Source organism: Rhodococcus sp. NBC_00297, from assembly GCF_036173065.1.
Taxonomy (GTDB): domain Bacteria; phylum Actinomycetota; class Actinomycetes; order Mycobacteriales; family Mycobacteriaceae; genus Rhodococcoides.
In genome coordinates, this window is sequence record NZ_CP108041.1 from 3,244,045 (window position 1) to 3,269,385 (window position 25,341).

Sequence of the window (25,341 nt, forward strand, 5' to 3'; positions counted from 1 at the left end):
GTGCGTCGGGTACTGCCCTGCGCATGGTCACCTCGGAACGCCCACAAGGCGTCGTGCCCGACCGCGGAGTCGCCCTGCCCGGCATCGTGCTCGGTGTGGGCCTGGGCGGTTTCGTCGACGGAATTCTGCTGCACCAGATTCTGCAGTGGCACCACCTGCTGAGCAGTTCGGGCGACGACAACATCGGCCTGCAGCCTTATCCCGTCGACACCGTCCACGGCCTCCAGATAAACACGCTGTGGGACGGCGTCTTCCACACGGTCACCTGGCTCGCCGTACTACTGGGTCTCGGACTGCTGTACTCGCGTGTCACCGGATCGCGCGGGCGGGTGTGGGCGTCGCGAGTGCTGTGGGGGTGGGTTCTGGTCGGGTGGGGCCTGTTCAACCTGGTCGAGGGCATCGTCGACCACCACCTGCTGGGAATCCACCACGTTCGCAGCGGTCCGAATCAACTGTGGTGGGACCTCGGCTTCCTCGCCCTCGGTGTCCTCCTCATCGCCGGCGGCTGGCTCATGCAGCGCAGCGCACGTCGATCGCGATGATGCTCGCGCACGACACCCATCACGGCAGCGGTGGTCTCGGACCGGTCGTGATCCTCGTCGTGGTGGCAGCCGCGTATGTCGTTGCGGCGGAAAGCTGCAGGCATGAGCCGCGGGGATGGAACCCGTGGCGCACGGTGAGCTTCCTCGTCGGCATCGGGCTCCTCGTTCTCGCCGTGGTCCCCGCACTGTTGCCCTACCCGGACGGCGACTTCCGCGGCCACATGCACCAGCACCTGCTTCTCGGCATGTACGCGCCATTGGCGCTGGTACTCGGTGCCCCGATGACGTTGGTGCTGCGCTCGGTGTCGCCGCCGAACGGCCGTGCCATCGGCCATGTCCTGCGCTCGCGGCCGGTGCACGTGATAGCGAACCCGATCGTCGCGCTGGCCCTGAATCTCGGCGGTCTCGCGCTGCTGTACTTCACCCCGCTCTACGTGGCGACGACACACAGCGCGACGCTGCACCTCCTGGTGCACCTGCACTTCTTCCTCGCGGGGTGTCTGTTCGCGTGGGTCATCGCCGGCCTCGACCCAGCACCGCATCGGCCTTCGGTACCCACCCGACTCTGGATACTCGGGGCAGCGATTCTCGGCCATGCCGTCCTGTCGCAACTCATCTACGCGGGACTCCTCGTCCAGATCCCGGTTCCCGCCGATCAGCGCCAGGGCGCCGGTGAGCTGATGTACTACGGCGGCGACATCGCCGAACTGCTTCTGGCGCTGGCGCTTCTGCTCACCTGGCGACCGGCACGACGTCGCGAAGAAACGCCAGCTGGTCGGCGATGATCCGGGGGAAGAGCGGCTCGACGTACGGGTCGAAGTGACCACCCTCGTAGGTCACCACGGTGGCGCGCGGGATCTTTCGTGCGGTGCGCAGCGCGACGTCCGTGGGAGTGATGGCGTCCTCGGTGGCGATCTGGACGAGGGCGGGGCACTGAATGTTCGCGGCGGTCTTCCCCGGTGAGTACAGGCCGATGTGGAGCAGGATGCGGGCGGCGACCGTCTCGGGGTAGTCACCGGTCTGCAGTCCCGACGCCTCGAGAAGGCGGTCACGTCCCACCGCGGCATCGGGCGACACCATGGCGGCGACGGCACCCGGTTCGCCGATCGAGTCGATGTAGCGAGGCTCGCGGCCGAGCAGAGCCCGGATCTGGTCCGAGAGGGCTGCCGGTGCGAGACGCAAGGTCTGGCGCAGGCCGGCGGAACGCACGGCGGCGATGCCGTCCACGTGCGGGACCTGCGCGATGATCGCGGCCAGTCGTTCGCCCGTGCCCGCCAGGGTGAGGACGTGGCCACCGCCGAAGGAGGTGCCCCATGCGACGACGCGGTCGGGGTCGACGGCGTCGAGTCGCCGGGCGAAGGCCAGCGCGTTGCGCCAGTCCTCGAGCTGTCTGCGCACGTCCAGGAGCTGCCGTGGGGTTCCTTCGCTGTCGCCGAAGTGCCGGTAGTCGAACATCGCGACGACGTAGCCCGCCTGGACGAACTGGTCAGCGTAGGCGGGGAGGCGCAACGCGCGCACCGATCCGAAGCCGTGGGCCATGACGATGATCGGCGCGGAACCGTCGAGCCCGGCAGGTCGGAGGACCGAAATCGCGCAGCGATCGGAACCGGAGTCGAACCACAGGTCGTCGCGAACGGTGTCAGGCATGCGGGCTCCTCTTGATTGACGTTCAAGAAAACGTAGCAGCGTCTTGATCGAGCATCAAGATAGGGTGACCGCATGCCTCGGAACAGACGTCCGCAGGATCGAGCGGAGAAACGGGCCGAGATCGTCGACGCCGCGACGGCCCTGTTCGTCGAGGCCGGATTCGACGGCACCCCGCTGAGCCGGATAGCGCAGAGCGCCGGCGTCACGCCCAACACCATCTACTGGTACTTCTCCGACAAGGACGAACTGCTCGTCGCCGCCCTCACCGAAATCACGGCTACGGCGTTGACGCGCTTCGCGGAGCTGGAGGTGACGTCACCGCAGGAACGGCTGACGTGGGTGGTGACCGAACTCGAGCGCTACCACCGGTTGGTGGACACCGTTCACGCCCGCGCTGCGGTGTCGGCTCCGATCGACGAGTGGCACAACGGTTTCCATGCCATGGCCGATGCGCTGGTCGCGGAGGAACTGCGCCACGTCGGCGTCGCCGAGGAGCGGATTGCCGCGCGGACCAAGGTCGTGGTGTTCGCCGTCGAGGGCATGCTGACGCATCCGCAGAGCGCTGCAGACAAGGCTGCGATCGTCGACGCCCTGTTCACCTAGACGACCGGGGTGCCCTGCCGGGGCGCTCCTCGGCAGGGACTTCCCCCGTGGACCGGCACCGCGAATGCTGGACACCAGCACCACCGACGAGAGGAACCGCGCATGCAGATCACCCGAAGCTCGATCGCGACCACCAAGGGTCCGGCCGACTGGTTCACCGGCGACGTCTACATCGACGCCGTCGCCGCAGCTCCGGCCCCGTCGCGGGTCTCCGCCAACCTGGTCCACTTCATGCCGGGGGCGCGCACGCACTGGCACCGCCACTCGCTGAGCCAGACAGTGTTCGTCACCGAGGGCGTCGGTCAGTGCCAGCGGCAGGGCGGGCCGGTCGAGGTCATCCATCCCGGCGACCGCGTGCTGTTCGAGGCCGACGAGGTGCACTGGCACGGCGCCGCACCGGATCGCCTGATGGTGCACCTCGCCATCAACGAGGGCGACGACGAGCACGACGTCGTCGTGTGGATGGACCCCGTCACCGACGCGGAGTACACCGCGCACGAGTGACGATCAGCGGGGGAGTCGTCCCTCGATCCGCTCCACGATGGCGGGCCAGATCTCCGACCGCGGGTCGACGACACTGAAGTGGTCTCCCGGGCCCTCGACAAGGGTGACATCGTCACCTGCGGCCGATGCTGCGGTGACGTACTCGCGGCCGATGTCGTTCAGGTTCGGATCGTCCGACGCCGCGACCACCACGATCTGCGGAACCCCGAGTGGCAGTCGCGCTCTGGGGGACGACTCCGCGTGAGCATCCGTGTACCGCGAGCCGAGGGCGGCACGCACCGCGCCGTCACCCAGGCCGCGGTCGTCGGCGACCTGCAAGTCGAGGACTCCGGCGAGGCTCACGGCCAAAGCGGGACGGGCATCCGCGGCGCAGCGCAGCGCGAGCTGACCTCCTGCCGAATGGCCGATGACGGCCTGCGCACCAGCGTGCTTCAGGGCCGCGGCGACATCCGCCGCCGTCGTCTCCCATCCGTGCTCGTCGGGTGTTCGGTACTCGACGTTCCAGGTGGTGTAGCCGCGGTCGGCGAGATCGATCGCCGCCGCATCGAGCGAGTCGAGACGCCACGGTGCCCGCCAGTAACCGCCATGGATCAGGGCGACGACGGGTCCGCCGGTGCCGCGCACCTCGGCGAACTGTTCGGGGTGCGCCCCATACGACTCGACGGTCGCCGGGTGCAGTCGGTGATGGTGAATCCTGTCGACGGCGTAGCGCAGCCCGCCGAGTCCCCGTCCGCGAATGTGGGCGTGCAGGCCCGCCGAGAGGTCCGCGGCCACGTAGCCGTAGTCGACACGCACCACACACCGGTCACTCGCCTGCGTGCCGACGCGTCCGCCCGCGGCCGGGACCACGATGACGTCGCCCGATGCGACCGACGGATCGTCGGACACGTGCACTTCCCCGGTGGCGCCGCGCGCAGCGAGCGCGGACTGCACCAGGTCGGTCACCGTGCCGAGGTCTCGAACGGCGTCCGGGTGCAGGACGACGTCGATTCGTTCCGAGGACTCGCTCATCCCTCGAATCTACGTCCTAGGCTCGGGGGAATCGACGGAAGAGGAGCAATGGACGAGCGCGCCATCGAGAAGGACATCGTCACCGATTTCCGCGAGCGGATGAGTTACGGGGCGTACCTCGATCTCGACACTCTGCTCAGTGCGCAGAAGCCGGTGAGTGTCCCGGAGCATCACGACGAGTTGCTGTTCATCATCCAGCACCAGACCACCGAGCTGTGGTTCAAGCTCGTGCTGCACGAACTGCTCGCCGCACGCGACGCGTTCGACGCCGACGACCTCGGGTTCGCGCTGAAGTGCGTCGCTCGTGTCAAGCACATTCAGAAGACGCTGACCGAGCAGTGGTCGGTGCTCGCGACACTCACGCCCACCGAGTACGCGCAGTTCCGTGGGTTCCTGGGAAACTCGTCGGGGTTCCAGTCCGCGCAGTACCGCGCGGTGGAGTTCGTGCTGGGCAACAAGAACGCGGCGATGCTGACGGTGTTCGAATCCGACTCTACTGCAACCGATCTACTGACTCGTGTGCACCGGGAACCCAGTGTCTACGACGCCCTGTGGCGGTGCCTGGCCCGCGCAGGACTCGACGTTCCGGAGAGTGCGCTGCGGCGAGATGTCACCGCGCCGTACGCGCGCAACGACGATCTGATGCCACTGATCACGCACGTCTACGAGAACCCGACCGAGAACTGGGCCGCGTACGAGGCGTTCGAGGAATTCGTCGACCTGGAGGAGAACTTCCAGCTCTGGCGGTTCCGGCACATGCGCACGGTGCTCCGTACGATCGGGCACAAGAGCGGCACCGGCGGCTCCAGTGGTGTCGGCTTCCTCCAGCGCGCCCTCGAGTTGACGTTCTTCCCCGAGTTGTTCGCCGCCCGCACCGAGATCGGACAGCCATGACCGCAGCAGACCTCGACGCACGGGACCCCCTGCGCGAGTACCGCTCTCGCTTCCACACCGACGACGCCGATCCCGTCGTGTCCTATCTCGACGGCAATTCGCTCGGTCGGCCGACGACGGCGAGCATCGAGCGTGTCTCGACGTTCATGACGCAGGCCTGGGGTGGCCGGCTGATCCGCGGGTGGGACGAAGAATGGTTCGAGCTGCCCATCACGTTGGGCGACACGCTCGGTCGAGTGGCCCTGGGTGCAGCACCCGGGCAGACCGTCATCGGTGACTCCACCACCGTCCTGCTCTACAAGATCGCGCGCGGGGCGGCGGCGCTGAGGCCGGGCCGGACCGAGATCGTGCTCGATCGCGACAACTTTCCGACCGATCGCTACGTCCTCGAGTCCATCGCGTCCGAACTCGGCCTGACGCTGGTGTGGATCGACTCGGACCGGCGGTCGGGCGTACGGACTGCGGACATCGCCGATGTCGTCACCAAGCGAACAGCTTTCGTGCTTCTCAGTCATGTCGCCTACCGCTCGGGCTTTCTCGCGGACGCGTCCGCGGCGGCCCGTGTCGCGCACGACGTCGGCGCCCTGGTGGTGCTCGACCTGTCGCACTCGGTGGGATCCGTGCCGCTCCGTCTCGACGAGTGGGGCGTCGATCTCGCCGTCGGCTGCACCTACAAGTACCTGAACGGGGGTCCCGGCTCGCCCGCGTTCGCATACGTCCGCGCGGAGCATCTGCCCGAGTTCCGGCAGCCCGTATGGGGATGGATGGGGCGTGCCGACGCCTTCGCCATGGAGCAGGGATACGTCCCGGCCGAGGGCGTGCGACGCGTCATCAGCGGCACCCCGCCGGTGCTCGGCATGATCGCGATGCAGGACACGCTCGCCATGATCGGCGAGGTCGGCATGGACGCGATCCGCGCGAAGTCGGTCGCTCTCACCGAGTACGCGCTCGAGCTGGTGCGCTCGGACCTGGTGCCACTGGGCGTGGAGATCGCCTCGCCGGAGAACGCAGACGAGCGCGGGGGACACGTCACGCTCGATCACCCCGATTTCCGCGAGGTCACGGCGCGGCTGTGGAAGCGCGGTGTCATCCCCGACTTCCGAGCCCCGAGCGGCATCAGGCTCGGACTGAGCCCGCTCAGCACCAGCTTCGAGGAGGTGCGCATCGGCGTTCTCGCGATCGCCGAGGAGCTCCGGCGCTGACACCTGGCACCACAACACGACCGGTCAGATGGTTATGCTCTGACGACTTTGTGGCTGAGGGGGTCCGGTGGGGGTCGAACGTGCGCGTATCGGAATGGTCGATGATCACGAGCTGACCATCCGGGGGTTGCGGGACTCCCTCGCCGATCATCCCGACCTCGACTTCGTCGCGAGCGCCCCCACGGTCGCCGAGCTGTTCGACGCGACCACGGACCTCGATCTGGTGATCCTCGATCTTCGACTGCGTGACGGATCGTCGCCGGTGTCCAACGTCGAGGCCATCCGCGCCCGCGGTCTCGACGTGCTGGTTCTCACCTCGGGCGAGGATCCATTCCTGGTGCGCTCCGCCGCCCGCGCCGGTGTGCTCGGTGTGGTGCGCAAGTCCCAGCCGATCGACGCGGTGGTGGACGCCGTGCGGAGTGCAGCCCGGGGCGAGATGGTGCCCACCATCGACTGGGCGGCGGCCATCGACGGGGATCCCGACCTCGCCGCGGTGGATCTGAGCCCGCAGCATCGACGGCTCCTCACGCTCTACGCGGCCGGGGAGACCGCCACGCGGGTCGCGTCGACCATGGGTATCTCACCCGAGACGGTGAACGACTATCTCGGCCGCATCCGGCTCAAGTACGCCGACGCCGGCAGGCCTGCCCCGACCAAGACCGATCTGTACAAACGGGCACTGGAGGACGGGTGGTTGCCGTTTCCTCGTCGACGCAGGAAGTCGTGACGACGGCGGAGCGCAGCGCGGCCGATCAGATCCTCACGATGTTCGGCCGCTTCATCGGCGTGGGCTACGTCTTCTACCTGCTCGTGTCGATTCCGCTCATCCGCGATCTGGAGGGGGTGTCGGCGTCCTGGTGGACTCCGGTCGGGCTCGTCCTGTTCTTCGGACCCGGACTGGCGTTGGGCGCCGCGTCGTTCGGCCGGCGGGGTCAGCGTGCGCTCCGGCCACTGGCGGCGGCCTGCGCCGTGGTCTTTCTGCTCGGGTTGCTCACCTGGCCGCTCGGATGGACGGGCGAGACCCTGCCCGACGGGAAGGCTGCCTGGTTCTCCCTCTTCCCTGCCCTGGCCTCTCTGGGGGCTGCGGTGTCGATGAGGCCGCGCTGGGCGTTCCTCCATCTCGCGGTGGCCGTCACGGGTGTCCAACTGGTCAACCACTATCTGCGTGACGCCGGTGACCGGAGTCCGTTGGTGGCAGACATCGTCTACAGCTTCGGCTTCAGCCTCATCTTCGTCGCCGCGTCGATCACGGCGTCGCGCACGGGCTTCCTTCTCGATCGCACCCGCGAGTCCACCTACGCGCAGGCCGCCAGTTCTGCCGCGGTGCAGGCGCGGACGGTCGAACGTCGACGGTTCGACGGGTTGATCCACGACAACGTCATGTCCACGCTCCTCGCCGCATCGCGCGGTCCGATGGATCAGCGTCTCGTCGACCAGGCGAGCGTCGCGTTGGCGGAGCTCGACACGTTGCGACGGGACGCGCTGCCGGTCTCGGACTTCGAGGTGCAGGACGTGGTCGCGCACCTTCGTGCCGCGGCCGCGGCGGTGGACGCATCGGCGACACTGAGCTTCCGGTTCGAGGCCGATGCGGCGGAACGGACGGTGCCGGCCGAGACCGTCCGCACCGTGGGCGCCGCCATGGCCGAGGCGATGCGGAACAGCCTGCGGCACGCGGGCCTCGATGCCCACCGGTCGGTCGTGGCTGCGCTCTCCCCACTCGGACTCCGGGTGACGGTGACGGACGACGGCCCCGGCTTCGATCTGTCGTCGATACCGGCACATCGCCTGGGCGTCCGGGTCAGCATTCTCGACCGCATGCACCGGCTTCCGGGCGGCTCCGCCGCGCTCCACACCGCGGTGGGTCGGGGCACCGTCGTCGAACTGCGGTGGGAGGCACAGTGAGCAGAACGAACGATGTCACGACTCTGCTGGGCATGCACACGCGTGCAGCCTTCGTGGTGGTCGCCTTCAACGTCGCCGGTGTCGTTCTGGCCGCCGCCTCGACACTCGAGGGCGTCACCGAGCCGGCGCTCGTCGCGGTGGCGGTCGTCCTGCATGCCGTGTCCGTAGCGGCACTCCTCCGCGTCCCGGGCGATCCGATCCCCTTCGGCGCGACGGCAGCCGTCACGCTCACCGGCCCGCTGTCGTGTGCGATCGTCCTCGCCGCGCTTCCGGTGCCGATCGGGAACCCTCTGCAGATGTGGCCGATCGGGACGGCGGCCGGGATCTACACCTTCCTCTGTGTCCGTGGGCGCACGTGGTGGGCGTGGGCCGGGTTCCTCGGCATCTTCGTCGTCACGCTCGTCTGGTGCCTGCTGACCGAGCAGAGCGCGGTCGACGCCGTGCTGTACGTGCTGCCAAGCGGCGCGCTGGTGTTGATGGGCACGTTCTTCGCGTTCGCGCTGCGCTCACCCGTCACGGACATCTTCCGGCTACGGGAGGAGTCCACGAGACAGGCAGCGGAGGAAGCGGCGGCCGCCGCGGCACTGCACGAGCGTGACCTGCAACTGACCGGGCTCGACGAGTTGGCCCGCCCTCTCCTCACCAGGATCGCCTCGGGTGAGCCGCTGTCCGACGACGAGCGACTGAGCTGCCGTCTTCTCGAGTTCCATCTGCGGGACACCCTGCGTGCTGCCGGACTGGCCGATTCCGAGGTGAGCAGTGCGGCGCGGGCAGCGCGGAGTCGGGGAGTCGACGTGGTCCTGCTCGACGACCGCGGCGCGGACGCGACCGGCGTGGTCGATCGCGACATCGTGACCTCGGTGATCACCGCCCTCGAGAGCGACTCCACCAGCGCGGTGACGGTGCGTCTTCTTCCGCAGGACCGGGACTCGGCGGCGTCCATCCTGGTCACAGGAGCGGACGGAACGCACCGGGCCGAGTTCGACCGATCGGGCACCCGGCTGTCCTCCTGAGAGTCACGCCCCGTTCAAGTCCGTGCGGCACGGTGCGGAGCATGCAGATGTCGCGACGCTCCCTGTTCCGCTACGCCGCGCTCGGTGCCGCGGCCACGCCGTTGCTCGCCTGCAGCATCGGGCCCACCCTGGTGCGGGCGCGCCCGTCGCTGACCCACGGCGTCGCGAGCGGCGACGTCCGTGCCGATGGTGCGCTCGTCTGGGCACGGTCGGACACGCCCGCGACGATGATCGTCGACACGTCGGCCACCGACGCGTTCTCCTCCGTCACGACGACGCGGGGACCTCTCCTCACACCGCAGTCCGACGGCACCGGCGTGCTGCGCCTCACGGGTCTGCCGGCGGGGCAGCGAGTGCACTACCGCGTGACGCTGGAAGGCGAGGACGGCGCCACGTCGGAGCCCGTCACCGGGGTGTTCTCCACGGCTCCCGACAGCCCGTCGAACATTCGCCTCCTGTGGGGCGGCGACACGGCGGGCCAGGGTTACGGGATCAACCCCGACATCGGCGGCATGACCATCTTCGGAGCGATGGCCGATCGGGAACCGGACCTGTTCCTGCACAGCGGCGACGTCATCTATGCCGACGGGCCGCTCGAGGAGAGTGTCACGTTGCCCGACGGCCGGGTGTGGCGGAACACGATGTCCGAGGCCAAGTCCAAGGTCGCGGAGACTCTCGACGAGTATCGCGGGCAGTACGCGTACAACCTCACCGACGACAACTACCGGCGCTTCAATTCCTCGGTCGCGCAGGTGGTGCAGTGGGACGATCACGAGACCGTCAACAACTGGTATCCCGGTGAGATTCTCGACCTCGAGCAGTACACCCTGAAAGATGTGAACCTGTTGTCGCAGCGGGCCTTGCAGGCATTTCACGAGTGGCTCCCGGTCGCTCCCGCGGAGGCCGTCGACGGGCGGGTGTACCGGAAGATCGCCTACGGTCCGCTGCTCGACGTCTTCGTCCTGGACATGCGGAGCTACAAGGATGCGAACAGTGCCAACACCGCCCCGACCGGGGAGATTCTCGGAGATGCACAGCGACGGTGGCTGATCGACGAGCTGTCGCGCTCGAAGGCCACGTGGAAGATCATCGCCAACGACCTCCCGCTGGGACTGGTGGTGCCGGACGGGAAGACGGCGCAGGAGGGCGTCGGCAACGGTGACCCCGGTGCCCCGCTCGGCCGGGAGACCGACATCGCGCAGGTACTCACCGCGATCGACCGGAACGACGTCACCGGCACCGTGTGGCTCACCGCCGACGTGCATTACACGGCGGCGCATCGGTATTCACCCGAGCGCGCCGCCTACCAGGAGTTCCGTGAATTCTGGGAGTTCGTCAGCGGGCCTCTCAACGCGGGTGCGTTCGGGCCGAACGACCTCGATCCCACCTTCGGCCCGGAGGCTGTGTTCGTGCACGCGCCGCCGGAGCCGAACGCCTCACCACTCGATACCTTCCAGCACTTCGGTGAGGTGCTGATCGACGAGGACTCGCGGTCGCTGACGGTGAACCTGTGCGACGGAACCGGTGCCGTGCTGTTCACTCAGGTGCTGCCCGCGCCCTGACGGCGCGATCGGATCTCGAGGCCCAACAGGTGGTAACTCAGCGCCTTGCCGTGCCCGTCCAGTTCCGCCGAGCCGGTGACTCCGCCGCCGAGTTGTCCCGGTAGCTCGAAGACCACGGCCAGAACGGTCGCCAGCACGGTTCGTCGTGGCGCTCGGATGGTGCGGTTGCCGTAATGCGCGACGACGACATCGAGGGTGAGATCCCGGGCCAGTATGTCGAACGACGCTGCATCTCTCGCGAAGACGGAAAGGATGAGGGTGTCGCCCTTGTCTCCGGTTCGAACGTCGGCCAGGTCGTCGACGATCATCGTGTGCCCTCCATCAGGTGAACCTCGGTGTGTACGAGGTGCCGTGGAAGCGATGTCGATCGAATGCACAGGACCTCCGAACAGGATCGCCGTGCACCGCCTCCTCCGGCAGGACCGTTGGTGTACAGACTCTCCACCTCCCACCCGACCACGTCGGCATCCTCCCGTGACCCCGCCCTCCCGGTGACGCGGAGCCGCACCTCGGTCGGTGCGGTGTCGGTGGCGAGGCCACGGAAAGCCGCTCCGGCACCGATCAATTCGACGGTCACACCGTCGGGGTCGAGTCCGTGGACGTCGGCGAGGCGCTGCGTGACGATGTCCGCGGCGAGTCGGGCGCGCTCGTACGCGCGAGGTCCCGCGTAGCTGATCTGGCCCTCGCCGATCCACCCGTCGAGGAAGCCGAGCGTCACCTTGAGCTCGTCCGGTCGGGTGCGACCGGTGGCGCCGGTGAGGGACACCCTGTCGGGGCCGACCTGCTCGAAGGTCACCGCCCCGAAGTCGGCCGTGACGTCGGGTGTGAGGTACGTGGTGGGGTCGCCGACCTCGTAGAGCAGCTGCTCGGTGGCCGTGCGCGTGGTGAGGGTCCCGCCCGTGCCGTCCACCTTGCCGAAGACGGCGTCCGCGTCGGCGGACACGTCCGCATAAGGGAAGCCGAGGTCGGCCATGCCGGGAACCGGTTTGGTGACGGGGTCGGCGTAGTAGCCGCCCGTCAGTTGACCGGCGCACTCGAGCAAGTGCCCCACCGCGGTCGCGGCACCGATGGTGCGGGCGTCGTCGAGGTCCCAGCCGAACTCGTGGACGAGCGGCGCGACGTACAGCGACGGGTCGGCGAGTCGGCCCGTCACGACGATGTCGGCACCGGCGCTCAGTGCCGGAAGCACCGCGTCCGCTCCGATGTAGGCGTTGGCGGACACCAACTTCTCGGGATGAGCGGAGAGGGCCTTGCCGGTCTCCCACACGAGGGGATCGAGTGTGCGGACGGCGTCGAGGACGTCGTCGCCGGTCACGGCGGCGACTCGAGCCCGACCGCCGACGAGGTCCGCGATGCGCCGCGCCGCTGCGAGGGGATGTGCTGCGCCACCGTTGGTCACCACTGTGGTTCCGCGGCGAAGCACGTGCGGCAACACCGCTCTGATTCGGGCGAGCAGGAGGGGGTCGTACCCGGTGTCGGGATCGGCGAGCCGTCTCGCGTTGCCCGCGGCGACGGTGCGTTCCCCGAGGCACTCGAAGACGAGGTAGTCGAGGTCAGCGCGATCCGCGAGGGTCACGGCCGGGTCGATGCGGTCGCCGGAGAAGCCGGAACCGGCGCCGAGGCGAATCGTCTTTTTCACAGCGAGATCGCTCCTGTCAGGAGGGCCACCACGGTCATGACGATGGTGGTGCCGAACGCCCACCCGAAGATGAAGCGCTGGTGCTTGCCCAGTTCCACCTTCGTCATGCCGATCAGCACGAACGTCGCGGCGGTCAGCGGACTGAGCGGGAAGCCGGTGGTCATCTGGCCGAGGATGGCGGCGCGGCCGGTCTCCATCGGGTCGCCGCCGAACGAGGCCGTGGTCTCGGCGAGAACCGGGAGCACACCGAAGTAGTAGGCGTCGGGCGTGAAGACCAGGCTCAGCGGCATCGATGTGATCGCGGTGATGACGGGGATGGAGGAACCGAAGGAGTCGGGGATCCAGGACACGAAGGTTTCCGCCATCGCGGTGATCATGCCGGTGCCGTTGAGGACTCCGGTGAGCACGCCCGCAGCGAGGATCATGACGACCACCATCGTGACGTTGCCGCCGTGCTTGGCGAACACTTCCTGCTGCGCCGACCACCTCGGCTTGTTGACCAGGACCGCCAGGGCGAAGGCGATGGCGAACGCCACCTGCAGCGGGGCCAACTGGAACAGCAGGATGACCAGCAGCACCAGTGTCAGCACGACGTTGAATGCCATGACGGCGGGATGCACTGTGGCGCGGACCGGCAAGTCGTCGACATGCGGCGTACCGGGGCCGGCTTTCACGGGCGTGGCGGTCTCCGTCAGGGCGCCGATCCGCTTGCTCTCCATGCGGCCGATCATGAACGCGGAGAACAGCACCCACACGATGCCCGCGGCCATGGCCGGGATGACGGGCGTGAAGATGTCGGCGCTCGTCGCGTCGAGGGCCGCCATGGCGCGCACCGTCGGGCCGCCCCACGGGATGATGTTCATGATGCCGGCGGACAGGGCGATGATGCCGGTGAGTGCGAGCGGCCGCATGCCGATGCGCTGATAGATCGGCAGCATCGCGGACACCATGATGAGAAAGGTCGAGGTGCCGTCGCCGTCGAGAGCGACCATGAGGGTGAGCACCGCGGTGCCGACAGCGATCTTGGTGGGGCTGCCTCCGGCCCACCGCACGACGCGGCGGATCGCGGGATCGAAAAGCCCCTGGTCGACCATCAGGCTGAAATACAGCACCGCGAAGGCGATCATTATCGCGACCGGCGCGACCTTGATCAGCCCCTCCGCGATCATGTCGCCCAGGTCGGCGCCGAAGCCGCCGACCAGCGCGAAACCGATGGGTACCAGCACGAGTGCGACCAACACCGACACCCGGCGGGTGAATGTCAAGGCCAGAAACGTGATGATCGTGGCGAAGCCGAGCGCGGCAACCATGTGACCTCCTCCAAGGACTTGGTCACATGTTGCTCACATCACAATTGCAAGTCCAATATCAATTGCCGATGCATTGATGGCGCCCATGCATAGACTTGGCGGGTGAACCTCAACCTGGGGATGACGCACCTTCGTTGCATCGTCGCGATTGCCGACCACGAGAGCTTCACGGCCGCAGCGTCGGCACTGGGCATGGTGCAGTCTTCGCTCAGCAGATCGGTCGCAGAGGCGGAGCGCCGACTGGACGTCACGCTGTTCGAGCGCACGACGCGCAGGGTCGTCGTGACACCCGACGGTGTCGCCGTCACGCAATACGCCCGGAAGATGGTGCAGGACTTCGACGAGGGGCTCGCGCAGATCGGCCGTTTCGTCACTGGGGATCGCGGCACCGTGTCGGTCGCCTGCCTGCCCTCGCTCGCCGCCACCTTCCTTCCGCCCTATGTGGTGCAGTTCCGCCGCGACCACCCGGATGTTCTACTCGAGATCCGTGACGGGCTGCGTCAGGAAGCGCTGACCGCCCTGCTGACCGGCACCGTGGACATGGCACTCGTCTCGGCGCCGACGACCGAACCTGGACTGGTCCACCGAACTCTCACCGCGGACTCGTTTCACTGTGCGTTCGCAGCCGGCCACCCCTTCGACGGCCGGGAGCACATCGACTGGGCGGAACTGGCCGGCGAGCCGTTCATCGCGTTCGGGTCCCAGAGCAGCATCGCCGGACCCGTCGCCCGTGCGCTCGGCGACGCCGACGTCCGCACGGGGCCGGTGATGCACGCGCAGAACGTCGGTGCGGTCGCCGGTCTGGTCGCGGCGGGTCTCGGTGTCACCGCCGTTCCGCAGTTGGTCCTGCCCATGATGGAGTTCGCGGGGCTGCGTCACGCCCCGTTGTCACCGACCGTCGAGCGGACCATCTCGCTCGTGCGGGTCGAGGGCCGACACGAGACGGCGAGCGTGAAGAACTTCGTGCGGTGCCTGACCGCGTGACCGGCTACTTGCGCCCGGCTGCCCAGCGCATGCCCCAGCCGTACTTCTTGTCCAGGTCCGCCTGGCTGCCCTGGATGTACTCGACCTCGCGCGTGACCGTGATGCCCTGGCCGGTGTTCTGGATCAGCGCGATGGAGCAGATGCGGGCGGAGTTGTTGTCGGAGTCCAGACGTACCTCCACCTGCGGGCCGCTGGTGGGGAACAGCGTGACGACGCCGTCGACCGCGGCCCAGTTCGGGGCGCCGTCGTAGATCATCGCGAAGATGAGGATGCGCTTGAAGGCGTCGGGCCGCGCGAGGTTGATGTGCATGTTCTCGCCGCCCGTGACGGATCCGGAGCGGTCGTCGCCGTCGAGCTGGATGAACGGTGCGCTCTCCAGTGCGCCGAAGCTCTTGCCCAGCGCCTGGATGACGCCCTTCGACCCGTCGGCCAGCTCGTACAGGCAGCCGAGGTCGAGGTCGACGCCGCCGGTGCCGTAGGACGCGGCGGCGAGCTTCGCGAGGAAGCCCTTCTTCTTCGGCTCGGGTGCAGCCGCGCCCTGCGACCAGTTGAGGTTGACGCGCATCGCGCCCTGGCTCTCACCTTTCTTGGCCAGATTCACCGTCGGCGCGGCCTTCGACAGCGTCACCTTGCTCAGATTGACGCCGCCCGCTGCCGGGGCGGGGGTGGACGGCCTTTTGGTGTAGTCGATCGCCATGGGTGGGAGGCCTTTCTTCCGGAAACGGCGGTGTCCGTTTCGCGTACTTCCCTTAGCGTAGTCGCCGTGAGCGGGCCGCACCTACCGTCGACCAGTCCTGCACTGCGAGAGCAACTTCGGCCAGAAAATTCTCTGGAGGGTACTTGGCACTCTCGGGTGGAGAGTGCTAAATTCGGTGTCACGCACAGAGGAGCCGAGCATGACGGGCTCGGTGTCCACGAGATACAGGAGGTGTGTTGCTGTGCTTCGTTTCGATCCTTTCCGTGACCTCGACGCCGTGACCTCGAGCTTGCTGGGAGCCGGGTCGGGCACCGACCGTTCGCCGCGGTTCATGCCGATGGATCTGTACAAGGTCGACGACCATTACGTCCTCGACGCGGATCTCCCCGGTGTGGATCCGGGCTCGATCGACCTCGACGTCGACCGTGGAACCCTCACGGTGACGGCCCACCGTTCGGCACCGAGCGGCGACTCCCGGCAGTGGCTCACCTCGGAGCGCTTCACGGGCACCTACCGTCGCCAGCTCGCGCTGGGTGACGGCATCGACACCGAGCGCATCACCGCGTCGTACGACAACGGTGTTCTCTCCGTGCACATCCCGCTGTCCGAGCGCGCCGCGCCGCGCAAGATCAACATCGCGCAGGCCGAGAACACCGGTGAGCAGACCTCGCTCGAGGCTTCGGCGTCCTGACACCGCATTCCGGACAGCGCTGGGCCCTCTCACCAGGGAGTGTCCAGCGCTGTCGTCGATTCGGGGGTTCCGAGGTACACCCCGCCCAGTAGGTTCGACCCATGACCGACTCCACGGCAGCCGCCCATGCCCGCGCCGCGTACCGCACGTTCGAGCCCTTCCACATCTCGGCGTACTTCAATCCCGAACTCGGAGCGGCGGGCCGGGACACGGGTCTCGACGGACACGCCTGGTACGTGGGCTCGCGCGCCGAGCCGATGGGGCCGTGTGCCGCCGGGGTGGTCGCCGCCGCGTTCTACAGCTTCAACACCACGCTGATCGAGCGCTCCTGGCCCGCGGCGATCGCCGCCGGCCTCGACACCGTGGCTCGGCGCCGATGGGACGCGCTGGACACCGTCCTCGGAGGTGCGCTGGGTGAGTCGGTGTCCGACCCGGGCCTCACGTCGCTGGCCGACCGCCTGCACGGCATCGGCGACACGCTCACCTTCGCCGGCCGCCCACTGTCCGCATCATGGCATCAGTCGTCGGCGCCCGACGTCCCGCACCTGCAGTTGTGGCACGCCATCGCGGTTCTGCGGGAATGGCGCGGCGACGGCCACCTCGCGGCTCTCCTCGACGCAGACCTCGATCCGACGGAGGCCGGTGTCTTCCACGAGGCCCAGCACCCCGAGCCCGGTGCTCGTCGGGTGCTCGGGCGTCGCATCACCCAGCTGACGCGCGAGTGGTCGGACGAGCAGTGGGACTCGGCGGCCGAGCGTCTCGCCGCGCGCGGTCTCGTCACGACAGCCGACGGCGTCGAGACGCTGACGGACGACGGTGTCGCACTCGACCGCCACATCGAGGACCGCACCGATGCGATGGCCGCCGCCGCGTGGCGCGGTGTCGACGACGCGGAGGAGCTCATCTCCTCCACGCGCCCCTACGTCAAGGCAGTCATCTCCGCGGGCATCCTGCCGGGAACGAAGAAGAAGGGCTGACCTACGCCTGCAGCAGGGTCGCCGCGCTGAGGTCGTCGATCACGAGATCGGTGACGATCTTTCCCGCGAGGGCCGCTCGCAGCGCGGTGAGCTTGTACTCGCCGGCGACGATGCACACGCGTCGCGGCACGGCTTTGAGTCGGTCCAGGCGTGGGCCGCTTGCACGTTCGTTCAGCGCGATGCGGTCGTAGCTGCCGTCGGAGCGGAGGAAGACGGTGGCGATGTCGCCGACGACGCCGTCCCGGTCGAGTTCCTCGAGATCCGACTTCTCCAGGTAACCCGCGCTGTAGACGTGGCTCGGCACGGCGCCGCCGTGCACTCCGATGCTGAACACGGCGAGGTCCATCCGGTCCTGCAGGTCGAGTACGCGTTTGATGCTGCGTTCGCGCCACAGCATCTGCCGAGTCTCCGGGTAGTCGAAGAACGCGGGAACCGGAAAGCCCTGGGGGAGAGCGCCGTACGCGTCGGCGACGGTACGCACGATGTCCGTCGCGTAGGACACTCCGGTGGTCCGTGTGTTGGCGGCGCCGTTGAGCTGCACGACGTGGGAGTTGTGCGTGCGCTTCGGCGCGAGATGCCGGCTGACGGCACTCACCGTAGTTCCCCACGCGACGCCCATGACCATGTCGGAGGCGAAGAACGTCGTCAGCAGGCGGCCCGCGAACATGGCGACCCGGTCCAGGCGATCGACGTCGCTGACGGTCTCCGGAACAGGCACGACGTGGGCACGGACGCCGTACCGATCGGCGAAGGCACGCTCGAGCCCGGGCGCCTGGCCGAGAGCGGTGCTGATCTTGATCTCCACGAGTCCCGACGTGCGGGCGAAGGTGATCAGCCGCGACACCGTGCTGCGGGAGACGCCCATCTCGCGGCCGATCGCGGCCATCGTCAAGTCCTGGAAGTAGTAGAGCCGCGCCGCCTGCACCGCGTCGATCGTGCGGGGATCCGTCGCGTCGGGAAGCAGGTGGTCCCCGTACATCTGCAGCTCCGACATGAGCCCACGCTAAACCACATCGGCGCCGCTGCGGTGGCGCGATCGTGACTGACTTGCACATATGTGCACGAGGTTTGTGACAACGTGCATGTCACCTAGCATGGCTCCCAGTTGCTCTTTATGGCCTGGATCACAAACACGGAGGAGATGGCGTGACGGACAAACGCGCGAAGTGGGGGCTGCCCGCAGAGATGGCAGCCGAGTTCGCGGGAACGATGATTCTGATTCTGTTCGGTGCCGGCGTCGTGGCGCAGGTGGTCTCGGGCGGCGAGTCCGGAAGCCTCGGCGACCACGACTCGATCGCCTGGGCCTGGGGCCTGGGTGTCATGTTCGGCGTCTTCGTCGCCGGCCGCGCCACCGGCGCGCACCTCAATCCCGCTGTCACGCTGTCCTTCGCGTTGTTCCGCGGCTTCTCGTGGTCGAAGGTCGCGCCGTACGTGCTCGCCCAGACCGTCGGCGCCTTCGTCGCCGCTCTGCTGGTGCGCTGGAACTACAACGACATGCTCAACGCGATCGACCCCGAGCACACGACCGCCACGCAGACGATCTTCTCGACGCTCCCGGGTAACGGCACGCTGCCCGTCAGCCTCGGCTCGGCGCTCATCGATCAGATCATCGGCACCGCGATCCTGCTCTTCCTCATCGTCGCCGTGACCGACACGCGCAACAGCCCGCCCCTGGCCAACATGGCGCCTTTGATCATCGGTCTCATCGTCGTGGCCATCGGCTTCGCGTGGGGCACCAACGCCGGGTACGCGATCAACCCGGCTCGTGACTTCGGACCCCGCCTGGCGTCGTTCATCACGGGATACGGTGGGGCATGGCGAGATCAGTACGGCAGCCTCTACTTCTGGGTGCCGATCCTCGGGCCCATCATCGGCGGCCCCATCGGCGTCCTGCTGTACGACAACCTGGTGGGCCGGTTCCTGCCGGCCGATCCCGACGGCGACGACGAGCAAGAGCCCAGCCGTCTGCCCGAGAAGTCCGCATGATCGTCCACTCCACTACCCAGGGGAACCTCTCATGACCGAAACCCGTTACGTCGCAGCGATCGATCAGGGCACCACCTCGACGCGGTGCATGATCTTCGATCACAAGGGCACCGTCGTTGCCGCCGATCAGCGTGAGCACCAGCAGATCTTCCCGCAGGCCGGCTGGGTCGAGCACGACGCCGTCGAGATCTGGAACAACGTGCGCAGTGTCTCGGCCGGAGCCCTCGCCGCTGCCGACCTCACACCCAAGGACATCGCGGCCGTGGGCATCACCAACCAGCGTGAGACCGCGCTGGTGTGGGAGCGCGCCACCGGCAAGCCCGTCTACAACGCCATCGTCTGGCAGGACACCCGCACCGACCGCATCGTCACCAAGCTCGGCGGCGGCGACGCCACCAAGTACACCGCGAAGACCGGCCTGCCGCTCGCGACCTACTTCTCGGGCCCCAAGGTCAAGTGGATCCTCGACAACGTCGAGGGCGCGCAGGAGAAGGCCGACGCCGGCGAGCTGTGCTTCGGCAACATGGACACCTGGGTCCTGTGGAACATGACGGGCGGTGTCGACGGCGGTCTGCACTACACCGATCCCACCAATGCCTCGCGCACGCTGCTGATGGATCTCGACACCCTGTCCTGGGACGAGGGCATCTGTGCGGACATGGGCATCCCGATGTCCATGCTCCCCGAGATCCGCAGCTCCTCCGAGGTGTACGGCAACGTCCGCGAGCGCGGTTCGCTCAGCGGTGTCCCCATCGCCGGCATCCTGGGCGATCAGCAGGCCGCCACGTTCGGTCAGGCGTGCCTGTCGCCCGGTGAGGCGAAGAACACCTATGGCACAGGCAACTTCGTGCTGTTGAACACAGGCACCGACAAGGTGATGAGCAAGAACGGACTGCTCACCACGGTCTGCTACAAGATCGGCGACCAGCCGACGGTGTACGCCCTCGAGGGTTCCATCGCCGTCACCGGATCGCTTGTGCAGTGGCTGCGCGACAACCTCGGAATGATCTCCACCGCAGCAGATATCGAGACCGACGCCCGCTCCGTCGACGACAACGGCGGCGCCTACTTCGTGCCCGCATTCTCCGGTCTGTTCGCCCCGCACTGGCGCTCCGACGCCCGCGGCGCCATCGTCGGACTCACCCGTTTCGTCAACAAGGGCCACCTGGCGCGAGCCGTGCTCGAGGCCACCGCCTACCAGACCCGTGAGGTCATCGAGGCCATGAACGCCGATTCGGGCGTCGACCTCGAGGTGCTCAAGGTCGACGGCGGTATGGTGGTGAACGAGCTGCTGATGCAGTTCCAGTCCGACATTCTGAACGTGGATGTCGTCCGGCCGGTGGTCGCCGAGACCACCGCACTGGGCGCGGCGTACGCAGCGGGCCTGGCCGTCGGTTTCTGGGCGAGCGAGGACGAGATCCGCGAGAACTGGGCCGAGGACAAGACATGGACACCGTCCATGGATGACGCGGAGCGAGACAAGCTCTACGCCGGTTGGAAGAAAGCCGTCACACGAACACTCGATTGGGTCGATGCCGAATGAATTCCACCACAACAGCTCTCAGCCCCGAAGCACGTAAGGAAGCACTCCGACGTCTCGCCACCGAGGAGATGGACGTGCTCGTCATCGGCGGCGGTGTCGTCGGAACGGGCGCCGCGTTGGACGCGGTCACCCGTGGCTTGAAGGTCGGCCTCGTCGAGGCGCGTGACTATGCCGCCGGGACGTCCAGCCGGTCCAGCAAGCTGTTCCACGGTGGCCTGCGCTACCTCGAGCAGTTCAACTTCGCGCTGGTCTTCGAGGCGCTCAAGGAGCGGTCCCTGGTCCTCAACGACCTGTGCCCGCACCTCGCACGCCCCGTGCCCTTCATCTACCCGCTCGAGAAGCTGATCGACCGGCCGTACGTCGGCCTCGGTATCGGTGTCTACGACGTGATGGGCGCAGGCCGCGGAGTGCCCTCGCACCACAAGCACCTGGGCAAGAAGAAGACGCTGGAATCCTTCCCGTCGGGCAAGCGCTCCGCCATCCGCGGTGCCGTGCGCTTCTACGAGGGCCAGGTCGACGACGCCCGCCACACCATGATGATCGCCCGCACTGCCGCGGCCTACGGAGCGTTGTGCGCCAACAGCACTCGCGTCACCGGCTTCCTGCGTGAGGACGACCGCGTGATCGGCGTCGTCGCGACGGACCTCGAGTCGGGGGAGTCGTTCGAGATCCACGCCAAGCAGGTCATCAACGCTGCCGGTGTGTGGACCGACGAGATCCAGGAGATGGTCGGCGGTCGCGGGCAGTTCCAGGTTCGCGCGTCCAAGGGCGTGCACCTGGTGGTGCCGCGCAACCGCATCAACAGCTCGACGGGCATCATCACCCGCACCGAGAAGTCGCTGCTGTTCGTGATCCCGTGGGGGAGCCACTGGATCATCGGCACCACCGACACCGACTGGAAGCTCGACCTGGCGCATCCCGCGGCCAGCAAGAGCGACATCGACTACATCCTCGGGCACGTCAACAAGCTGCTCCAGGATCCGCTGGACCACAAGGACGTCGTCGGTGTCTACGCCGGTCTGCGTCCGTTGCTGTACGGCGAATCCGACTCCACCAGCACGCTGTCCCGCGAGCATGCGGTCTCCAGCCCCGTACGTGGCCTCACCGTCATCGCCGGCGGCAAGTACACGACGTACCGGGTCATGGCGAAGGACGCGGTCGACTCCGCGGTGCACAACATGGAGCGCAAGGTTCCAGAGTGCGTCACGGAGAAGATCCCGCTCGTGGGTGCCGACGGGTACTACGGCGCCTGGAACGCGCGCCAGCTCGCAGCTGACCGCGCAGGGATGCGCGTCGGACGCATGGAGCACCTGCTCGGTCGCTACGGCACCCTGGTCGGTGAGGTCCTCGACCTGATCGATGAGAACCCGGAGCTCGGCAAGCCCCTGGAGAATGCGCCGGACTACCTCAAGGCCGAGGCCGTCTACGCCGCGAGCCACGAGGGTGCGCAGCACCTCGACGACATCCTGACGCGGCGCATCCGAGTGTCGATCGAGTTGGCCGATCGCGGCGAAGCCGCCGCATCCGAGGTTGCCGCACTGGTCGCACCGATCCTCGGGTGGGACGAGCAGCACGTGTCCGACGAGATCGAGCACTACCGCAAGCGTGTTGCGGCAGAACGCGAATCGCAGGCACAGCCGGACGACGAGACCGCCGACGCAGCACGACTCGGCGCTCCCGACGTGCGTGTGGGAGTCGGCGGCTGAGAGCCGAGGTGCGCACCCGCTGCAGTCTGCAGCGGGTGCGCGCGGCGCTGCAGTAACGTGCCTCCGGTGACGATGAGCTCGAGCCCGGAACCTCGTCGGGCCGCCCATGCGGTGTTGACCCCGTTGCGGTTGGTGGCCCTGGGCTTCGCCGCCGCCATCGCGGTGGGCACTCTTCTCCTGCTGCTGCCCGCGGCGACTCAGGTGGACAAGAGCACGGATGTGCTGGGCGCCCTGTTCACCGCGACGTCGGCGATGTGTCTGACCGGCTTGATCGTCGTCGACACCCCCACGCACTGGTCGGGTGCAGGGCAGGGCGTCATTCTCGCGCTCATCCAGATCGGCGGCTTCGGCATCATGACGATGGCGTCGCTGGTCGGCCTCGTGCTCGCCGACCGCATCGGCCTCCGCGGACGCCTCAATGCGGCCGCGGAACTCCGTACTTCCGGTCTCGGCGACGTGCGCAGCGTGGTGGTGGGCGTTGTGCGCACCAGTGTGCTGATCGAGGCAGCGGTCGCTCTATGTCTCGCAGGTCGATTCGCCATCGGGTACGACGAGCCACCCGGCCGCGCCCTCTGGCTCGGCATCTTCCATTCCGTCTCGGCGTTCAACAACGCCGGCTTCGCGTTGTTCAGCGACAACATGATCGGCTTCGCCACCGATCCCTGGATCTGCGTACCGCTTCTCGTCGCCGTCGTTCTGGGCGGAATCGGTTTCCCGGTGTTGTTCGAGGTAGCCCGACACGTCCGAGGACGCACCCGTCGCCGGTGGACGCTACACACCCGGCTGACGGTGACGGCCACAGCGATCCTGCTGGTTCTCGGCCCGGCCCTGGTGTTGGTGCTGGAATGGTCGAACACTCTGTCCGAGCGCGGAATCGGCGGGAAGCTGTTGGTGGCTGCGTTCCAGGGCATCATGCCGCGGACCGCCGGTTTCAACAGCATCGACTACGCCGATGCCGACAACGCGACGTTGTTGGTCACCGACGTGCTGATGTTCATCGGCGGTGGCAGTGGCGGTACCGCAGGCGGCATCAAGGTCACCACCTTCGCCATTCTGCTGTTCGTCATCATCGCCGAGGTACGCGGCGATCGCTCGGTCACGATCTTCGACCGACGCATCGACTCGCGGGTGCAGCGTCAGTCCTTGACCGTCGCCCTCGTCGGCGTTGCGCTGGTGATGGTGCCGGTCGTGGTCCTTCTCGCCGCGACCCCGTTCGACCTGGACGTCCTGTTGTTCGAGGTGGTGTCCGCCTTCGCCACCGTGGGACTGTCGACAGGCATCACCGCGCAACTGCCGGGGTGGGGGCAACTGATACTCGTCGTCCTCATGTACCTGGGCCGCATCGGCTCCATCACACTGGTGAGTGCGCTGGCGGCGCGCGAACGCGATCGGCGATACACCTTCCCCACAGAGAGGCCGTTCATTGGCTAAGAAGCCGTCCTCCGACGTCGTCGTGGTCCTCGGGCTCGGGCGCTTCGGTAAGTCCCTGGCGCTCGAACTGATGGCTCAGGGTGCCGAGGTGCTCGGCATCGACTCCGACGAGGCTGTCGTGCAACGGGTCTCCGATCGCCTCACCCACGCCGCGGTCGCGGACACCACCGACGAGGAAGCGTTACGGCAACTGTCGGTGCACGAATACGACCGCGCAGTCGTCGGTATCGGATCCGATCTCGAGGCGAGTCTTCTCACCGCCTCTGCCCTGATCAATCTGTCCGTGGGCAATGTCTGGGCGAAGGCGATCAGCAACGCGCATGCCAAGATCCTGACCCAGATCGGTGTCCACCACGTGGTGCGGCCCGAGCACGACATGGGCAAGCGCGTCGCCCATCTGGTGCGCGGTCGCATGATGGACTACATCGAATTCGACGACGGGTTCGCCATGGTCAAGACGACTCCCGCTCGGTTCCTCGTCGGTCATCGACTCGGGGACACAGCGGTGCGCACCAAGTACAAGGTCACAGTCGTTGCCGTGAAGAGGCCGGGCGAAGGGTTCGCCTACGCCACGGCCGACACCGTGATCGCGGAAGACGACATGGTGATCGTCTCCGGTCAGGTGCGCGACACCGAGCGATTCAGTGAGCTCACGTGACGGTTCACGACCGGCGTTCCTCCTTCACCAACTCCTTCGTACGCACCAGTCGGAGAACCGTCACGAGCATCACGCCACCGACGATGTTGAAGCCGACCGTATAGCCGAACCATTCGATCCACTGCCGGTAGTCCACGTCCGCGCCGGCGTGAATGGCGCCGAAGATCAACAGCGAGTCCAGGATCGAGTGGAACAGCTGGAGGCCCGCCAGCAGGAAGCCGGCCGCCATGGCCGCGATGATGCGGGCGACGTCCGACGTGGTTCCCTGCTGCATCCTGGTCAGTAGCGTCATGGTGCTGCCGCCGAGGATCGCCAGACAGATCGACTGTGTGTTCAAGGGCGCGTCGACGAAATGGTGTGCCGATTCGGACAGCACCATCAGCCACTGCGGGAACGCCTGCGCGACCAGCCACATCACCGCCCACCCGCCGACCAGGTTGGCCAGAAGAGTGCCGATCCAGAGCTTCGCGAGTTGTGCCGGGGTGCCGTCCTTCGAGACCACCGCGGCGATGGGCATGAGGAAGTCCTCGGTGAAGAGCTCGCTGTGCGCGAGATAGATTGCGACGAGGCCGATCCCGAACGCGAGCCCGGCGAGAAGATGGCTGCCCGTCTCGTCCAGCACCGCGAGATAGGCCATCACGCCCAGCGCCACCTCGAGTCCGCCGAACAGTCCGGTGACGATCACGGCGCGGACGGTGCGGTGCAGACGCTCGGCACCCTCGGTGACCACCGAGTCGAAGCTCTCTTCGAGCTCCTCCTCGACGGGACCGTCGTTGTCACCGTCGTTACGGCGCGCTTCTTCGCTCATCCCACGGTGTACCCCGCGTGGTCGGTCGCTA

26 protein-coding genes are annotated in these 25,341 nt (G+C 67.5%); 18 read left to right on the plus strand and 8 right to left on the minus strand.

The features are described from left to right. The first annotated feature begins 23 nt into the window (after positions 1-23). Complete coding sequence (locus tag OG947_RS15325) at positions 24-542, plus strand: DUF2243 domain-containing protein (RefSeq protein WP_328812213.1); 519 nt, start codon at positions 24-26, stop codon at positions 540-542. Continuing rightward, positions 539-1,327, plus strand: coding sequence for a cytochrome c oxidase assembly protein (locus OG947_RS15330; RefSeq protein ID WP_328812215.1), 789 nt, complete (start codon positions 539-541; stop codon positions 1,325-1,327). The genes OG947_RS15325 and OG947_RS15330 overlap by 4 nt, the downstream gene beginning before the upstream one ends. On the opposite strand, the gene OG947_RS15335 is transcribed toward OG947_RS15330, so the two are convergent. Beyond that, a complete protein-coding gene (locus tag OG947_RS15335) occupies positions 1,275-2,189 on the minus strand; it encodes an alpha/beta hydrolase (RefSeq protein ID WP_328812216.1) in 915 nt (304 codons plus the stop codon). The genes OG947_RS15330 and OG947_RS15335 overlap by 53 nt on opposite strands. 72 nt (positions 2,190-2,261) lie before the next feature. On the opposite strand from OG947_RS15335, the gene OG947_RS15340 reads away from it, so the two are divergent. Further along, positions 2,262-2,792 carry a TetR/AcrR family transcriptional regulator gene (locus tag OG947_RS15340; protein WP_056442972.1) on the plus strand — a complete coding sequence of 177 codons (531 nt, stop codon included), beginning with the start codon at positions 2,262-2,264 and terminating at the stop codon, positions 2,790-2,792. A 102-nt stretch (positions 2,793-2,894) separates the two neighbouring features. Further along, a complete protein-coding gene (locus OG947_RS15345) occupies positions 2,895-3,296 on the plus strand; it encodes a (R)-mandelonitrile lyase (RefSeq protein ID WP_328812218.1) in 402 nt (133 codons plus the stop codon). Positions 3,297-3,299: 3 nt separating this feature from the next. On the opposite strand, the gene OG947_RS15350 is transcribed toward OG947_RS15345, so the two are convergent. After that, positions 3,300-4,307: an alpha/beta hydrolase gene (locus OG947_RS15350; protein WP_328812219.1), complete on the minus strand. Its 1,008-nt coding sequence runs from the start codon at positions 4,305-4,307 to the stop codon at positions 3,300-3,302. A 48-nt stretch (positions 4,308-4,355) separates the two neighbouring features. Here OG947_RS15350 and OG947_RS15355 point away from each other — a divergent pair, with 48 nt between their 5' ends. The 6 genes from OG947_RS15355 to OG947_RS15380 all read left to right on the plus strand — a co-directional run bounded on the left by OG947_RS15355 (position 4,356) and on the right by OG947_RS15380 (position 10,880). Continuing rightward, complete coding sequence (locus OG947_RS15355; protein ID WP_328812220.1) at positions 4,356-5,201, plus strand: tryptophan 2,3-dioxygenase; 846 nt, start codon at positions 4,356-4,358, stop codon at positions 5,199-5,201. Further along, the gene (gene kynU / locus OG947_RS15360; protein WP_328812222.1) at positions 5,198-6,403 is read left to right on the plus strand and encodes a kynureninase; all 1,206 of its coding nucleotides are present in this window, start codon (positions 5,198-5,200) and stop codon (positions 6,401-6,403) included. Before OG947_RS15355 ends, kynU begins: the two co-directional genes overlap by 4 nt. 94 nt (positions 6,404-6,497) lie before the next feature. Beyond that, positions 6,498-7,130: a response regulator gene (locus tag OG947_RS15365; protein WP_222632922.1), complete on the plus strand. Its 633-nt coding sequence runs from the start codon at positions 6,498-6,500 to the stop codon at positions 7,128-7,130. Continuing rightward, positions 7,127-8,305 carry a sensor histidine kinase gene (locus OG947_RS15370; protein WP_328812223.1) on the plus strand — a complete coding sequence of 393 codons (1,179 nt, stop codon included), beginning with the start codon at positions 7,127-7,129 and terminating at the stop codon, positions 8,303-8,305. Before OG947_RS15365 ends, OG947_RS15370 begins: the two co-directional genes overlap by 4 nt. Next, positions 8,302-9,318 carry a hypothetical protein gene (locus OG947_RS15375; protein WP_328812224.1) on the plus strand — a complete coding sequence of 339 codons (1,017 nt, stop codon included), beginning with the start codon at positions 8,302-8,304 and terminating at the stop codon, positions 9,316-9,318. Before OG947_RS15370 ends, OG947_RS15375 begins: the two co-directional genes overlap by 4 nt. Positions 9,319-9,359: 41 nt before the next feature. Next, positions 9,360-10,880, plus strand: a complete 1,521-nt coding sequence (locus OG947_RS15380; protein ID WP_328812225.1) for an alkaline phosphatase D family protein — start codon at positions 9,360-9,362, stop codon at positions 10,878-10,880. Here OG947_RS15380 and OG947_RS15385 read toward each other — a convergent pair. From OG947_RS15385 to OG947_RS15395, 3 genes are read right to left on the minus strand one after another with little or no spacing between them, the layout of a single operon-like run. Then, a complete protein-coding gene (locus OG947_RS15385; RefSeq protein ID WP_328812226.1) occupies positions 10,859-11,188 on the minus strand; it encodes an AtuA-related protein in 330 nt (109 codons plus the stop codon). The two genes, OG947_RS15380 and OG947_RS15385, sit on opposite strands and share 22 nt — an antisense overlap. After that, positions 11,185-12,519, minus strand: a complete 1,335-nt coding sequence (locus OG947_RS15390) for an acyclic terpene utilization AtuA family protein (protein WP_328812227.1) — start codon at positions 12,517-12,519, stop codon at positions 11,185-11,187. The genes OG947_RS15385 and OG947_RS15390 overlap by 4 nt, the downstream gene beginning before the upstream one ends. Further along, positions 12,516-13,829: a CitMHS family transporter gene (locus OG947_RS15395; RefSeq protein WP_222632917.1), complete on the minus strand. Its 1,314-nt coding sequence runs from the start codon at positions 13,827-13,829 to the stop codon at positions 12,516-12,518. Before OG947_RS15395 ends, OG947_RS15390 begins: the two co-directional genes overlap by 4 nt. 102 nt (positions 13,830-13,931) lie before the next feature. Between OG947_RS15395 and OG947_RS15400 the strand changes: the two genes are divergently transcribed. Then, positions 13,932-14,813: a LysR family transcriptional regulator gene (locus OG947_RS15400; RefSeq protein ID WP_235578888.1), complete on the plus strand. Its 882-nt coding sequence runs from the start codon at positions 13,932-13,934 to the stop codon at positions 14,811-14,813. Positions 14,814-14,817: 4 nt separating this feature from the next. On the opposite strand, the gene OG947_RS15405 is transcribed toward OG947_RS15400, so the two are convergent. Beyond that, positions 14,818-15,510 (minus strand): TerD family protein, encoded by a 693-nt coding sequence (locus OG947_RS15405; RefSeq protein WP_056442948.1) that lies wholly within the window; start codon positions 15,508-15,510, stop codon positions 14,818-14,820. A 241-nt stretch (positions 15,511-15,751) separates the two neighbouring features. Here OG947_RS15405 and OG947_RS15410 point away from each other — a divergent pair, with 241 nt between their 5' ends. Both OG947_RS15410 and OG947_RS15415 read left to right on the plus strand, forming a co-directional pair. Further along, on the plus strand, positions 15,752-16,201 hold the full coding sequence (locus tag OG947_RS15410) for an Hsp20/alpha crystallin family protein (RefSeq protein ID WP_027504782.1): 450 nt from the start codon (positions 15,752-15,754) through the stop codon (positions 16,199-16,201). Between the two features lie 101 nt (positions 16,202-16,302). Further along, positions 16,303-17,178, plus strand: coding sequence for an SCO6745 family protein (locus OG947_RS15415; RefSeq protein WP_328812228.1), 876 nt, complete (start codon positions 16,303-16,305; stop codon positions 17,176-17,178). Position 17,179: 1 nt separating this feature from the next. On the opposite strand, the gene OG947_RS15420 is transcribed toward OG947_RS15415, so the two are convergent. Continuing rightward, on the minus strand, positions 17,180-18,172 hold the full coding sequence (locus OG947_RS15420) for a sugar-binding transcriptional regulator (RefSeq protein ID WP_328812229.1): 993 nt from the start codon (positions 18,170-18,172) through the stop codon (positions 17,180-17,182). Between the two features lie 191 nt (positions 18,173-18,363). Here OG947_RS15420 and OG947_RS15425 point away from each other — a divergent pair, with 191 nt between their 5' ends. The 5 genes from OG947_RS15425 to OG947_RS15445 all read left to right on the plus strand — a co-directional run bounded on the left by OG947_RS15425 (position 18,364) and on the right by OG947_RS15445 (position 24,502). Then, on the plus strand, positions 18,364-19,164 hold the full coding sequence (locus OG947_RS15425; protein ID WP_222631112.1) for an MIP/aquaporin family protein: 801 nt from the start codon (positions 18,364-18,366) through the stop codon (positions 19,162-19,164). A gap of 31 nt (positions 19,165-19,195) precedes the next feature. Next, on the plus strand, positions 19,196-20,707 hold the full coding sequence (gene glpK / locus OG947_RS15430; protein WP_222630618.1) for a glycerol kinase GlpK: 1,512 nt from the start codon (positions 19,196-19,198) through the stop codon (positions 20,705-20,707). Further along, positions 20,704-22,413: a glycerol-3-phosphate dehydrogenase/oxidase gene (locus OG947_RS15435; protein ID WP_328812230.1), complete on the plus strand. Its 1,710-nt coding sequence runs from the start codon at positions 20,704-20,706 to the stop codon at positions 22,411-22,413. Before glpK ends, OG947_RS15435 begins: the two co-directional genes overlap by 4 nt. A gap of 72 nt (positions 22,414-22,485) precedes the next feature. Beyond that, positions 22,486-23,844, plus strand: coding sequence for a TrkH family potassium uptake protein (locus tag OG947_RS15440; RefSeq protein WP_328814036.1), 1,359 nt, complete (start codon positions 22,486-22,488; stop codon positions 23,842-23,844). Further along, on the plus strand, positions 23,837-24,502 hold the full coding sequence (locus tag OG947_RS15445; RefSeq protein ID WP_328812231.1) for a potassium channel family protein: 666 nt from the start codon (positions 23,837-23,839) through the stop codon (positions 24,500-24,502). The genes OG947_RS15440 and OG947_RS15445 overlap by 8 nt, the downstream gene beginning before the upstream one ends. Before the next feature lie 4 nt (positions 24,503-24,506). Here the strand turns inward: OG947_RS15445 and OG947_RS15450 are convergent, their stop codons facing one another. Further along, a complete protein-coding gene (locus tag OG947_RS15450; protein WP_222632900.1) occupies positions 24,507-25,310 on the minus strand; it encodes a formate/nitrite transporter family protein in 804 nt (267 codons plus the stop codon). Between the last annotated feature and the right edge of the window lie 31 nt (positions 25,311-25,341).